This is a genomic window from Mycetocola sp. Y171, assembly GCF_056713165.1.
The window spans coordinates 53,016-66,352 of sequence record NZ_JBWYGX010000003.1; the positions used below are offsets into that span (position 1 = coordinate 53,016).

Here is a 13,337-nt window from a genome sequence, read left to right on the forward strand (position 1 = left end):
GGACATGCGCCTCAAACTGACCCTCGCCCGTCCGTCGGGCGGTCGCGACGACATCATCGTGACCACCGACGCCGGAGCGACCATCACCGAAGTGGCGTCGACGATCGCTCGCGTCGATCCGGCCCAGGCGCTTTCGCCTGACGGCAACTACACGTTGCAGGCGGCGCTTCCCGGTCACACCGAATGGCTCGCCCTCCCGCCGGACGCTCCTGTCGGCGAAGCATGGATCGGCTCGGGCGCCACCGTGCACATCTCGGATGCTGGTCGGTACTTCTCGCAGGCGAAGACCGGACACGCCCCGACGATCGCGACTCTCACGGTCCTCAACGGGCCGGAGGTGGGACGCAGCATCCCGCTGACTGCCGGCAGTTATACGGTCGGGCGCGACGGCGCGTGCGACATCGTGGTCGACGACAAGATGGTGTCCAAGAAGCACGCACGCCTCGAGGTCGCCGACGGCGTCGACGTCATCGACCTCGGCTCGGCCAACGGTGTCGAAGTCGACGGAGGAATCGTCGCCCGATTGCACATCACCGAGACCGAGACGGTCCGGCTGGGAGACACCGACGTCAAGATTGCGCTCCACGAGTCCGTCGCCGAAGCGGGCGTCGCCCCGAAGGCCGGCCCGATCTTCTTCAACCGGTCGCCCAAGGTCGAGCAGCGCTATGCAGGCCAGGAGTTCGCCGCGCCAGAGGTCCCCGCAGAGAAAGAGCCGGCTCCTTTCCCGCTTCTCGCGATGATCACCCCGATGCTCATGGGCGGCGCGATGTTCGTGCTGACGAAGAACCCGATGTCGCTGCTCTTCATCGCCATGACGCCGATGATGCTCATCGGCAACTTCATCACCGGCAAGAAGCGCGACAAGCGCGCCCTCAAGAAGGCGATCGCCAAGTTCGACGCCCACCTCGCCGATCTCGACGAACGGCTGCAGAAGGAGAGTGTCACCGAGCAGCGGTTGCGGCTCGCCGAAGCGCCCTCGACGGCCGAGGCGCTCGATGGAGCGATGCGCAGAGGCCCTCTTCTCTGGACCAGACGCCCCGAACACTGGTCGTTCCTCAACGTTCGTCTCGGCGTCGGATCGATGACATCGAGGAACACGGTCAAGGCGAGCGACAAGGGCGACCTGCTGCCGAAGTTCCAGGAGCGCCTCGAGGCCCTCGTCGAGAAGAACAAGTACGTCGCCGGTGTGCCGATCATCGACAACCTCTACGACTCCGGTGCTCTTGGTATCGCCGGTTCCCCTGCGGCGGCGATCGGGTCGCTCAACTCGATCCTGGTTCAGCTCACCGCTCTGCACTCTCCGTCTGAACTCGCCGTCGCCGCGATGGTTACCCCGCAGTGGTCCGACCAGCTCAGCTGGCTCAAGTGGATCCCGCACACCTCGTCGCCGCACTCGCCGATCGAGGGCATCCACCTCGCAGACAGTGCAGCGAGCTCCACCAACCTCATGTCAGCGCTCGAGGAGATCATCCAGAACCGCGTGGCCGAGAAGAAGGCCAAGCAGCAGCGCCGCGGCGCCATGAAACAGAAGAGCGCAGCCCTCGAACGCGGCGCCGATGTCGGCGAAAGCCACGACGAAGGCTTCCAGGCGCCGCTCCCGGCGATCGTCGTGCTCATCGCCGACGACGTCTCCGTCGATCGCGCCCGTCTCGTCCAGCTCGCCGAGTTGGCAGCGGATGCCGGTGTCTACCCGATCTGGATGGCTCGCGACGTGAGTGCCCTCCCCGCAGTCTGCCGCACATGGCTCTCGGTCCCTGACGACGAGGACGGTCAGGCGACCGTCGGCTACGTGCGCATCGGCGAGACGATCACCGACGTGGTCACCGAGCTCATCGATCCGCCCACCGCGCTCGATTACGCCAGGAGGATGGCTCCGGTCATCGACGCCGGCGCCGTCGTGTCCGACTCCAGCGACCTTCCCCGCTCCGTCTCGATGGTCGCCCTCCTCGGTCACGACCTCGTCGAGCAGAGCGACGCGGTCATCGACCGGTGGCGCCAGAACACGTCCATCCACGACCGTACGCCCGGCATCCAGCCGAAGAAACGGCGGGCAGGCAAGCTGCGCGCCACGATCGGATCCGCGGGTGTCGACGCCATGCACCTCGACCTGCGCACCCAGGGACCGCACGCCCTCGTCGGCGGAACCACCGGGTCGGGTAAAAGCGAGTTCCTTCAGGCCTGGGTGCTCGGCATGGCTGCCGAGTACAGCCCCGACCGCGTCACCTTCCTCTTCGTCGACTACAAGGGCGGCTCGGCATTCGCCGACTGCGTGAGCCTTCCGCACTGCGTCGGCCTCGTCACCGACCTCAGCCCGCACCTCGTCCGGCGGGCGCTCACCAGCCTCCGTGCCGAACTGCACTTCCGCGAGCACCTGCTCAACCGCAAGAAGGCCAAGGACCTGCTCGAACTCGAGAAGCGCGGCGACCCGGACAGCCCGCCCGCCCTCGTTCTCGTCATCGACGAGTTCGCGGCTCTCGCCGGAGAGGTCCCTGAGTTCGTGGACGGTGTCGTCGACATCGCCCAGCGCGGACGCTCGCTCGGCATCCACCTCATCATGGCGACCCAGCGCCCTGCAGGCGTCATCAAGGACAACCTCCGCGCGAACACCAACCTCCGCATCGCACTCCGGATGGCTGACGAGAGTGACAGCACCGACGTGGTCGGTGTGAAGGATGCCGCGCACTTCGATCCGGCGATCCCCGGTCGTGGGCTCGCCAAGACCGGTCCAGGGCGTCTCCAGACCTTCCAGTCCGCCTACGCCGGCGGCTGGACCTCGCGGGAACCCGACCGCCCCGGCATCGACGTCACCGAGCTGCGGTTCGGTGCCGAAGCGCGCTGGGAAGAACCTGGCCGCGAAGACGTCGACGAATCACGCGACCTCGGGCCGACCGACCAGCAGCGACTCGTGACCTCCATCATCTCGGCGGCTGCGGCGGCGCAGATCCCAGCGCCCCGCCGCCCCTGGCAGGACGAACTCGCGACGGTCTACGACCTCGGCAAGCTTCGCCAGCGCACCGACGCCCAGCTCCTCCTCGGCGTCTCCGACCTCCCGGAGCAGCAGCTCCAGCTTCCCGTCTACTTCAACCCGGATGTCGACGGGCACCTCGTCGTCTACGGCACGGGTGGCTCGGGCAAGAGCACGGTGCTCAGGACCGTCGCCACTGCGGCGGCGATCACCCCGCGCGGCGGGCCGGTCGAGGTCTACGGCCTCGACTTCGGCGGCGGCAGCCTCCGGATGCTGCAGGACCTGCCCCACGTCGGATCGATCATCCACGGCGACGACACCGAGCGGGTCATCCGCCTGATGCGCCAGCTCAAGCAGGAACTCGAGTCACGCGGCCCGCGTTATGCCGAAGCCAATGCGTCGTCGATCGTCGACTACCGTCAGCTCGCGAACAGCCCCAATGAGCGCAGGATCCTCCTGCTCATCGACGGGTTCCAGAACTTCCGCCAGGACTTCGAAGTGCCTGCGGGCAAGGCGCAGTGGTACAGCGTGTTCCAGGACATCATCTCCGGCGGCAGGCAGGTCGGCATGCACGTCGTGTTCTCGGCGGACCGCACCGGTTCGGTGCCGAGCTCGATCACGTCAAGTGTCCAGCGCCGGGTCGTGCTCCGCCTCGCCGACGAGACCGCGTACTCCATGCTCGACGTGCCTGGGGACATCCTCTCCACCGCTTCACCGGCCGGCCGCGCCATCGTCGACGGTGAGGAGACCCAGATCGCCGTGCTCGGCGGTTCGGCGTCGCTGTCCGACCAGTCGGCGGCGACCAAGGGGCTCGCAGCGGCCATGACCCGGGCCGGTGTCGTTCCCGCGCAGCCGATCCGCTCCCTGCCGAAGGAGTACCCGGTCACCGAACTGCCGACCCGCGTCGGCACGTTCCCCGCGATCGGACTCGGCGACGAAGACCTCGGCCCTGTGGGCATCGAGCTCGCCGGGACGTTCCTCATCGCCGGTCCACCCGCGAGCGGCCGGACGACTGCCCTCCGTGGATTCGTCGAGTCGATCAGCAGGTTCGACCCCGAAGTGCGGCTGTACTACATCGGCAACAAGCGGTCGCCGGTGGGCAGGGACCCGCGTTTCGTCTCGTCTGCGGTCACCATCGAGGATGCCGCGACGCTCGCGAAAGAGCTGCTCGCCGCCATCGTCGACCCGGACACGGACGGCACCATCGCCGTGATCGTCGAACAGATCGCCGACTTCCTCCAGACGCCGGCGGACAACCCGATCGTCGACATGATCCGGGCGATCAAGCGCAGCGATCACTTCATCCTCGCCGAGGCCGAATCGAGCTCGTGGTCGAGCTCCTGGCCGTTGCTCGGTGAGTTCAAGAACGCCCGCCGCGGGCTGCTCCTCCAGCCGGAGACGATCGACGGAGACATCGTCCTCAAGACGACCCTGCCGAGGATGCAGCGGGCCGAGTTCCCGCAGGGCAGGGGCGTGCTTGTGTCCGGTGGCAAGTTCTCGCGTGTGCAGCTCCCGCTGGTGCAGGAGAACTAGCGGGACGGCTGCATGGGGACCACTCCCCATCGACCGCCCGCAATGCGTCCGTTAGGTTGTACACGTGGGGGCGATCCAGACGGGATCTCCAGAAACGGATTGGAATATCACCATGGCAAACATCAACGTTACGTACCAGGACCTCAAGACCGCTTCCGGCCAGATTCTCACCGGCAAGGGAGCCCTCGAGGACAAGATCAATGAACTGCAGCGTCTCGTCACCGACCTCGTCTCGAGCGGCTTCGTGACCGACCAGGCATCGGGTGCGTTCCACGACTCGTTCACCACCTTCACGCAGGGTGCGACCCAGGCTGTCGGCGGCGCCCAGGGAATGGCCGACTACCTCACCAAGGCAGCCGACTCGCTCGAGAGCGCTGACCAGGAGCTGGCCAACGCCATTCGCGGCTAGCCGCACCGAACGGGGAGGGCCGGCTCAGGCTGACCCTCCCCGCTTCATCCTTCTCACACCACAACTTTCCGGGGGGACATCATGGGCGACCAGCTCATCGTCAAGGGCGACCTACTCAAGCAGACGCAGACGAACCTGCAGTCGATCCTCACCGAGTTCGAGGGTGCGGAGAAGTTCAGCGAAACCGTCGCCGACCTGACCGGCCACAACCGCCTCGAGGGGCGGGTGAAGGACTTCGCCTCGAGCTGGAACATCAAGCGCGAAGAAGTCATCGAATCAGTGAAGGCGCTCAAGGACTCCGTGGGCGGCATCGCCGACACGTTCGACAGCCTCGACGCCGACCTGGCCAAGGCGCTCTCCGAGACGACGGGCGACCCGATCCCCGGCGTGCCAGACGCCGTTTAGCCAGCACCACTCTCGCTTCTTTCTCGACAGTTAGGTCGTACTTCGATGTCTTTTCCTGAACTCACGGGTGACCCGGGTCAGCTGAAGGTCTACGCCGCGCGTTACCTGAACCTCGCAGACGCCATCCAGAATGCCTCGGCCACGCTCAAGGCGGTCGGAGACAACAGCGACGGGACCTTGTCGCTCGCCGTGGACGAGATCCGAGGCAAGGCGAAGAAGGGTGCGGAGAGCATCGGCCAGGCCGAGAAGCGCTACCGCACCACAGCCACCGCGTTGAACACGTACGCATCGGCGCTGGAAGACGCCCAGAAGAAGGCGGCGGAAGCCCGCTCCGAGCACGAGACCGCGAGCGGGAGCCACGCCTCGGCTGAGTCCAAGGCGAAGGAGTACGAGGAGAAGGCAGCCGTCCCCGGCGCGACCCAGGCCGCCGACTCCAAATCGTTCACGACCTGGGACACCCAGGCCGGACAGTTCGCTTCGGCGATGTCGTCAGCGCAGACCAAGTACGACGAAGCCGTCGCCGACAAGGAATCCGCGGGCAACACGGCGGCGGATGCCATCGAGCAGGTCGTCTCAGAGGACGACCTCAGCGACAGCTGGTGGGACAAGCTCGTCGACTTCTGCGAGAAGATCGGCGACTGGGTGGCCATCGCCGCACTGTTGCTGTCCTGGGTCCCTGTGCTCGGCCAGATCCTCCTCGCCGTCTCCGCACTGATCAGCATCATCAAGCTCATCGACTCGCTCATCAAGTTCGCCAACGGCGAGATGACGCTCGGCGAAGTGATCGGTGCCGCTGTCGGCGTCGTCCTCAGCCTCATCGGCGGCAAGGTCCTCGTCGTCGCCATCAAGGGCCTCAAGGCTCTCCGCACAGGAAGCAAGCTCGCGAAGGCGACCAAGCGACTCGACAACCTCATGTCGAATGCAAACAAGCAGACTCGCTCGAAGCCCCTGCGCAGCGCGAAGAACCGCGCGGACAAGGCGCACCGAGAGGCCGTGAAGGACCTCAAGGACACATTCAACCCGAAGAAGCTCGGCAAGGAGCTGACCGATTCAGCGGTGAAGCCGTTCAAGGACCTGAAGGATGCCTTCAAGTCGCCGCCGGAGGCATCCGAATTCCTGCGTTCCCTCGCGGAGGGCAAGGACGGCCCCCTGGCGAAACTCCTTCAGCAGGGCGATGTCACCGACTTCTCCAAGGCGATCAACTCCATGGACTGGTCCGACATGCCTGCAAGCCTCAAGGCCGAGGTCATCCTCGAGGGATCGAAGGTCTTCGGCGGAGCGGCTGAGACCCTGACTGCGCCGTTCATCGACGTGCCCCTGACGGTCGATTCCCTGATCTCCAAGGGCAACGACGCGGTCACATCCAAGCTGGGCGACGTCGTCGATGCGCGGTAGTGGCTCTCAGATCTCTGTAGGGTGGCGTAAATGGTGACCACATCGGAAATCGTCGGAGTACGGCTCAACCTGCCCGACGACTGGTACGACGTCGACCTGGATGCCGATGACGCGCGCGACTGGATCGCCTCGATTCCCGTGGCGTACGACGACAACGTGGACCGCGAGGTCTTCGCGGGCATGCTGACGTCGCTCCGCGACGCCCTCATCGCTGACGATGTCGACGTTGCCGCCATCCACCTGGTCTCGCCGAACCGGGGGATCATCGGTGCAGCCATGCTCTTCGAACTACTCGAGCGCGGGCCCAACGACACCCCGGAGAGTTTCCTCGCCTTCGTGAACACCCACAGCGACCTGCGCAGCCCCGAGCTCGACATCAGCGCGTTCCAGTCCTGGACAGGCACCCACCCGTTCGGTGAGTTCGTGGCGTTCAGCCACCTCGCGCTGGTCACCCTCCCCGGCAGCGATGAGAGCAGCCTCGAGGAGCGCGTCGTCTTCACGCTCTTCCCCGAGTCGACGACGCGGCTCGTGCAGATCACATTCCGCTCGGCGCGACTCGGAATCTTCGAGGACATCACCGCCGAAGCCGCCGCGATGGTCGGCAACATGGAGCTGGAACTGGAGCCCGCATGACCCGCGAAGTCACCCTCACCGGTGCGGACCTCTCCCTGATCCTCCCCGGGTCATGGGCCGTCGTCCCGCTCACCGACAGGGATGCGGCCCAGCACAGGATCGCCGCCCTGATCAAGAAGCAGGTCGGCAGGAACGACAGGCTGGCGCACGTCCGCCGCGAACTCAAGACGAGCCTGATCCAGTCCGCCGAAGAGGCGATCGCAATCGGCGCAGTCGGTTTCGCCATCTCCCTCGAGATCCTCCCCGGCATCCCGTTCCCCGCATCGCTCGTGATCCTCCCGCTCGACTGGCCGGCAACGCCTCTCGACGGGGATCCGACCGAGGAGCAGCGTCTGCTTGCGGCATTCCCCGGATCCACCCTCGTCGAAGAGGGCAGCGAACGGCCGATCGTGCGTCGCCACGAACTGGTCACGACCACATACGAGACGCAGTCGTCCACCGACCTGCGGGTGAACTACTGGCTCCCCGCCGGCGACGGGACCCGGCTCGCCCGCGTCTACGTGAAGGCGCCGATGGCGCACACCCCCGCACTCTGGCTCGAACTGTTCGACACCATCGTCGGCTCGCTGGGCTGGCTCAATGGCACACGTGCCGAAGAAGGAGCAATCGTTGGCTGAGGCGAAGACCGGCACGAAGACCACGGTGAGCGACGAGTCGGCCGACGACAGGCAGAAACACGAGCGCACCCGCAGGACGATCGCCCTGATCGGCAACACCGTCGGCGCCGTCGCCCTGCTGGCCGCGATCGCCGCTGTCGCAGCACTCCTCTGGTTCACGAATCAGGATGTCTCGATCGGTGACGTCTTCGAAGACGACCGTTCGGGCACGATGACGATCGCCGTCCCATTCCTCCTCCTCGTGCTGTCCATGATCGGATTCTTCTTCGGACAATTCGCCTCTCGCGGTCGCTGGGGGATGGGAGACAACACGTCGACCTGGAGCAGCGGGACATTCCGCGTCGTGCTCCGCCCGATCAGTGTCGGTCTGCACGTCGTGTTCTTCCTCCTCGCGGTCGTCGCGTGGCTCCTTGTCCTCCCGCTGCCCGTTCTGCTGCAGTCCGCAGGGACGATCGGCGCAGACGAGGGCTCATCGGCCGCTGAACAGTTCTGGTTCACCGTCGTCGTCTACGGCGTCGTGACCGGGGCGATCGCCGCCGTCGTCGGAGTGTCCCTGGTGAAGAAACTGACCTACAACCGGCTTCTCCAGCGAGGCCGAGACACCATCGTCGACGGATCGCCGTCGCAGGTCGCCTGGCGCAGGTTCTCGCACATCTGGCGCGGGGAGCTCATGATCGCTGCGCTCGGTGGAGCCGCCCTCGGACTGAGCCCGCTCGGCATCCACCTCGACAGCATCACGTACGGACTCGCCCTCGCCGCGGCAGGGACCGGCCTGATCATCGCCTCCGTCGTGGTCGCCCTCAACTCGTGGCGGTCCGGTCTGCCGGTCGAACGCGTCGAGTCGTACACCTGAGCCATGCGCGTTCAGAGGATCGAGTAGAGATGGCCCCCAGGGTCGAGACCATCAGGACCTCGCGGTCGATCGTCACCGTCGCGGTGACCGGTCGGAGCGACACCGGCCACGTGCGCGAGCACAACGAGGACAGCCTCGTGGCCGCGGCCCCGATCTTCGCCGTCGCGGACGGCATGGGAGGTCACTCCCGGGGGGACCTCGCCAGCCAGGCCATGGTCCACCAGCTGTCGCACAGCATCCGACCGGGGGAGCCGACGACCCCTGAGGCCGTCTTCACCGCAATCACCGCGGCGAACTCCTTCATCATGTCGTGGGCTGAGCAGTCCGGGATCGCCGGGACCACGGTCGCCGGTCTCGCCCTCGTCAGCCTGTCCAGCCAGGCCGACTGCCACTGGATGGCGTTCAACATCGGCGACTCCCGCGTCTATCTCTGGGACAACAACGTTCTCCGCCAGGTCACTGTCGACCATTCGGCGATCCAGGAACTTCTCGACGCCGGGTCGATCACCGCGTTCGAGGCGCTCACGCACCCGGAGCGCAACGTCGTGACCCGCGCGGTCGGGGTCGAGGTCGATGCCGACCCCGACGTGTGGCTGCTTCCCGCGTCCGACCACCAGGTCTTCCTGATCTGCTCGGACGGTCTCACCAGGGAGGTGTCGACGGAACAGATCGAGGCGGTCCTGCGCTCGGGAGTCGCCGATCCGGCCGATCGTCTGGTCGAGCTCGCCCTCGAAGCAGGCGCCCACGACAACGTCACCGTGCTCATCGTCGATTCCCGCACCGTCAACACGACTCCGCCGCGCCCGGGCTATCATGAAAATCGGTCTCTCGGTTATCTCGAGCAGACCCTGCCGAGAGTGTGAGGGGTGGCATGACCGGGTACAGCTATGCGCCTGCGCAGACGCACGAGTGGCTGGCCGTCGCGACGGCCGGCCGTCTTCTTGTGGCGCGCGTCGACGACGGCTCCGACCGGGTCGGGTTGCTCGCGGCGACGGGCGATGCGGGCACGTCCGTCCAGCAGGTACTCGAAGTCCTCACGGCACAGGGGCTTCGCGCCACCGGCCCGTTCGCCCTGTTGTTCTGGGTCGACGGAGAGCTGACCGACAAAGGCCTCGGGGTGATCGTGCGCGGCGACGCCGTGGTGACCGTGGACACCGCAGACGGAACCGTCAGCGTTTCCTCGCGCGGAGTCACGACCTGGACCGAACAAGTGATCGAGTCGCCGACCGGATTCACCGTCGAACTGAACCCATCGGCACCGTCAGCCGTGCCCGTCCTCCCGCTGCAGAGCGGCGCAGCCTGGGTCAGCAGGGTGACCCTCGCCGGCGACCACGCGACAGCCTCGACACGACCGGAGTCGGCATCCGCTGTACCCGCACCGGTCACGCCGCCTGCGGCCGCCGCCAGCGCGCCGAAGCCACCTGTCGATGCGCCTGATGAAGCGCCGGTCGAGGCGCCTGCCGCCTCCCTGCACGAAGAGACCCGGGTCTTCCACACCGCGACGCGGGGCGCGTCAGACGACGCCGCGGCCACCGAAGCGCCCGCAGCCGAGGCGGATGCTGACGGCTACGACTACCTCTTCGGCGCGACGGTCTTCCGCCCGGTCGGCGCCGCCGCCGTCGAGCAGCCGTCGGAGGACGACGATGCCGTGTCGATGCCCGAGCCCGCGTTCCTCAGCACGCCGCGGACGACGTCGGCCGCTCCCGCGGCAGAGAAGACTTCTGCGCCAGGGGACCACGACGGTCGGACGATGCTCGCCTCAGACATCCTCGCCGCTCGACAGAAGACCGCTGCAGGCGCCGCACCTCGGGTGCCTGCCCCACAGTCGCCGGCCCAGCGGCCCGCAGGGCATCGCTACGTTCTCGAACTGCCTGGCGGCGAATCCCAGGCGCTCACCGCCCCGGTCATCCTGGGTCGCGCTCCCAGCGTCTCCAACGTCCCGGCATCCGTTCTTCCGCACCTCGTCACCCTCACGGGCGACGACATCTCACGCAGCCACGTCCGGGTGTCCGTCGAAGGCGACACCGTCGTCGTGACCGACCTGCACTCCAGCAACGGAACGCACGTCATCGCACCTGGCAAGCTCCCGCAGCTGTTGCGCGCGGGCGAGCCGACGCCGGTGATCACGGGCACGGCCATCGACCTCGGCAGCGACATCGTCCTCCGGGTGAGCGAGGCATAGCGTGGCGGCACGCCAGGTCGCCACCCCGCCTGAGCTCCCCGGGTTGCGGTACAGCCGCCTGCTCGGCTCCGGCGGATTCAGCGACGTCTACCTCTACGAGCAGGAACTGCCCAAGCGGCTCGTGGCGGTGAAGGTCCTCGCGTCTGAAGACCTGAGCGACACCTCCCGGACGGCCTTCGTGGCCGAGGCGAACCTGATGGCGCAGCTGTCGGCGCACCCGTACATCGTCACCATCTACAACGCGGCCGTCGCCGCAGACGGACGCCCGTACTTCGTGATGGAGTACTGCTCGGGACCGAGCCTCGCCGAACAGTACAAGCGGTCCCGGTTCGCCGTGGCAGACGCCCTGCGTACCGGTGTCCGACTCTCGAGCGCCGTCGCGACCGCGCACGCTGCCGGCATCCTGCACCGCGACATCAAGCCGGCGAACGTTCTCACGAACAACTACGGCTGGCCGGCCCTCACCGATTTCGGCATCTCGAGCGCCGTCGACATCGAACTGCCGGTGAACACGACGACGCGGGATGCCATGAACGCGGCAGGCGCGGCGACGGCCACAGGCACCATCGGCATGTCCATTCCGTGGTCCCCGCCTGAGATGTTCGACGACCACCCCCAGCCAGACGTCCGCAGCGACGTGTTCTCGCTGGCGGCAACGCTCTACACCCTCCTCGTCGGCCACACCCCGTTCGAAGTCCCCGGCAAGCCGAACGGCACCGTCGACCTGATCGGCCGGATCGAACGCGGGAGCATCACCCCGATCACGCGTGACGACATCCCGAGGTCGCTCGTCTCCATCCTCACCAAGGGGATGTCGGTCTCCGCAGATGACCGGTTCGCCACAGCGGTGGACTTCGCCCGCGCGCTGCAGCGCGTCGAGATGGAGCTCTCATACGCTCCGACCGCCATCGACGTGCCCAACCTGACCATCCTTGAACGCGTCCACGACGCGGACGCCGCAGACGCCGGGGATGCGACCAGGATCCGCGGGGTGGCCACCGTGCACGCCCAGCCGGCAGTACAGCCGCCGGTCGAGCCCGCAGCGCCCCGTTCCGCCGCCGACCCCACCGTGATCCGCAGGATGCCGTCTGTGCAGCCTCACGAGACCCCCGCGGTCGCCGATGCCCCCGAACACACCGTTATCCGTCAGCGGGGAGAGGCCCTCGTCGAGCCGCAGCCGGTGAGCGAACCGGTTCGTCGCCGGAAGCTCTGGCCGATCCTCGCAGGCGCCGCAGGCGTGCTGGTTCTCGGGGGCGGGATCGCCGCTGCGGTGATCTTCGCGCCCGCGCCTGAGGACCCCACGCCGAGCCCGACCGCGACGTCCGACATCGTGACGGTCGGTGTCCCGACCCCTGACGAGGTCAGCGTCGCCCCCAATGCCGCCGGCACGGCCTTCACCTTCACCTGGGCCAACCCTGACCCGCAGGACGGCGACAAGTACATCTGGCACCGCAGTGACGGTCCCAACGCGGGCGAACAGGTGCCGACGGCATCCGAGTCGGCGACCATCGACGGCGTCACGAACGGCAGCCAGGTCTGCATCGAGGTCGTTCTCCGCCGGAGCACAGGCAAGACGTCAACCGAGCCACTGGAGATGTGCAGCAAGTGAAAGCGCCACGCATCGAGTTCTGTGGGGAGTGGTACGACATCACCCCTGGGGAACCATTCTTCGTCGGGCGTGAGTCAGACCTGATCATCGACGAGAACCCGTTTCTTCACCGGCGCTTCCTCTCGATCAGCCACGAGAACGATCTCTGGTGGCTGACCAACGTCGGCAACCTCCTCGCTGCGACGGTCACGGACACCACTGGCCAGGTGCAGGCGTGGCTCGCGCCCGGTGCCCGACTGCCGGTCGTCTTCCCCGAGCTCCAGGTGATGTTCAGTGCCGGGTCGACGACGTACGAGTTCACGATCCACTCGGAGCCGGAGTACTTCGGCACGACCGCAATGACGACACTGCAGTCAGGAACGACGACCGTCGGGCCCGTGCACCTGACGAGCAGCCAGCGCCTGCTCATCGTGGCGCTTGCCGAGAACGTGCTCAGGCAGGATTCCCCCGGCAGGGGCGAGATTCCGGCGTCGTCGGATGCCGCCGCGAGGCTCGGCTGGACGCAGACCGCCTTCAACCGCAAACTCGACAACGTCTGCGACAAACTTGATCGCATCGGGGTTCGCGGCTTGCGTGGCGGCCGGGGGAAACTCGCCACAGGACGCCGGGCGAGACTCGTGGAATACGCCGTGTCCTCGAGGCTCGTCGACACCGATGACCTGGTCCTCCTGGACCGGGAAAAACCGGCAGAAGCATCCGCGCTCACCGACTCCTGACCCTCGTCCGAGGGGCGTTT

Annotated in this window: 10 protein-coding genes and 1 pseudogene; all 11 read left to right on the forward strand. The window is 66.9% G+C overall.

Translation table 11 applies throughout. From position 1 onward, the window contains the following. Positions 1–4: 4 nt before the first annotated feature. The 11 genes and pseudogenes from AC1M2K_RS16290 (at position 5) to AC1M2K_RS16340 (ending at position 13,317) form a co-directional block, all read left to right on the forward strand. Positions 5–4,498 (forward strand): FtsK/SpoIIIE domain-containing protein, encoded by a 4,494-nt coding sequence (locus AC1M2K_RS16290; protein ID WP_480241794.1) that lies wholly within the window; start codon positions 5–7, stop codon positions 4,496–4,498. Between the two features lie 112 nt (positions 4,499–4,610). Further along, on the forward strand, positions 4,611–4,907 hold the full coding sequence (locus tag AC1M2K_RS16295) for a WXG100 family type VII secretion target (protein WP_480239211.1): 297 nt from the start codon (positions 4,611–4,613) through the stop codon (positions 4,905–4,907). Between the two features lie 81 nt (positions 4,908–4,988). Beyond that, positions 4,989–5,312 (forward strand): hypothetical protein, encoded by a 324-nt coding sequence (locus AC1M2K_RS16300; RefSeq protein ID WP_480239212.1) that lies wholly within the window; start codon positions 4,989–4,991, stop codon positions 5,310–5,312. Between the two features lie 36 nt (positions 5,313–5,348). Next, positions 5,349–6,707 (forward strand): annotated as a pseudogene (locus AC1M2K_RS16305) (putative T7SS-secreted protein); the annotation flags it as partial. 30 nt (positions 6,708–6,737) lie between these two features. Then, positions 6,738–7,340, forward strand: a complete 603-nt coding sequence (locus AC1M2K_RS16310; RefSeq protein ID WP_480241795.1) for a hypothetical protein — start codon at positions 6,738–6,740, stop codon at positions 7,338–7,340. After that, positions 7,337–7,957: a hypothetical protein gene (locus AC1M2K_RS16315; protein WP_480239215.1), complete on the forward strand. Its 621-nt coding sequence runs from the start codon at positions 7,337–7,339 to the stop codon at positions 7,955–7,957. Before AC1M2K_RS16310 ends, AC1M2K_RS16315 begins: the two co-directional genes overlap by 4 nt. Then, positions 7,950–8,810, forward strand: a complete 861-nt coding sequence (locus AC1M2K_RS16320) for a hypothetical protein (RefSeq protein ID WP_480241796.1) — start codon at positions 7,950–7,952, stop codon at positions 8,808–8,810. Before AC1M2K_RS16315 ends, AC1M2K_RS16320 begins: the two co-directional genes overlap by 8 nt. Before the next feature lie 29 nt (positions 8,811–8,839). Next, on the forward strand, positions 8,840–9,673 hold the full coding sequence (locus AC1M2K_RS16325) for a PP2C family protein-serine/threonine phosphatase (RefSeq protein ID WP_480241797.1): 834 nt from the start codon (positions 8,840–8,842) through the stop codon (positions 9,671–9,673). An 8-nt stretch (positions 9,674–9,681) separates the two neighbouring features. After that, positions 9,682–10,992 carry an FHA domain-containing protein gene (locus AC1M2K_RS16330; protein WP_480241798.1) on the forward strand — a complete coding sequence of 437 codons (1,311 nt, stop codon included), beginning with the start codon at positions 9,682–9,684 and terminating at the stop codon, positions 10,990–10,992. A gap of 1 nt (position 10,993) precedes the next feature. Further along, complete coding sequence (locus tag AC1M2K_RS16335; protein ID WP_480241799.1) at positions 10,994–12,601, forward strand: serine/threonine-protein kinase; 1,608 nt, start codon at positions 10,994–10,996, stop codon at positions 12,599–12,601. Further along, positions 12,598–13,317, forward strand: coding sequence for a hypothetical protein (locus AC1M2K_RS16340; protein ID WP_480239220.1), 720 nt, complete (start codon positions 12,598–12,600; stop codon positions 13,315–13,317). The genes AC1M2K_RS16335 and AC1M2K_RS16340 overlap by 4 nt, the downstream gene beginning before the upstream one ends. The last annotated feature ends 20 nt before the right edge of the window (positions 13,318–13,337 follow it).

Coding starts and splice junctions, on each gene's coding strand:
- AC1M2K_RS16290 (WP_480241794.1), top strand. CDS start 5: ATGCGCCTCAAACTGACCCTCGCCCGTCCGTCGGGCGGTCGCGACGAC.
- AC1M2K_RS16295 (WP_480239211.1), top strand. CDS start 4,611: ATGGCAAACATCAACGTTACGTACCAGGACCTCAAGACCGCTTCCGGC.
- AC1M2K_RS16300 (WP_480239212.1), top strand. CDS start 4,989: ATGGGCGACCAGCTCATCGTCAAGGGCGACCTACTCAAGCAGACGCAG.
- AC1M2K_RS16310 (WP_480241795.1), top strand. CDS start 6,738: ATGGTGACCACATCGGAAATCGTCGGAGTACGGCTCAACCTGCCCGAC.
- AC1M2K_RS16315 (WP_480239215.1), top strand. CDS start 7,337: ATGACCCGCGAAGTCACCCTCACCGGTGCGGACCTCTCCCTGATCCTC.
- AC1M2K_RS16325 (WP_480241797.1), top strand. CDS start 8,840: ATGGCCCCCAGGGTCGAGACCATCAGGACCTCGCGGTCGATCGTCACC.
- AC1M2K_RS16330 (WP_480241798.1), top strand. CDS start 9,682: ATGACCGGGTACAGCTATGCGCCTGCGCAGACGCACGAGTGGCTGGCC.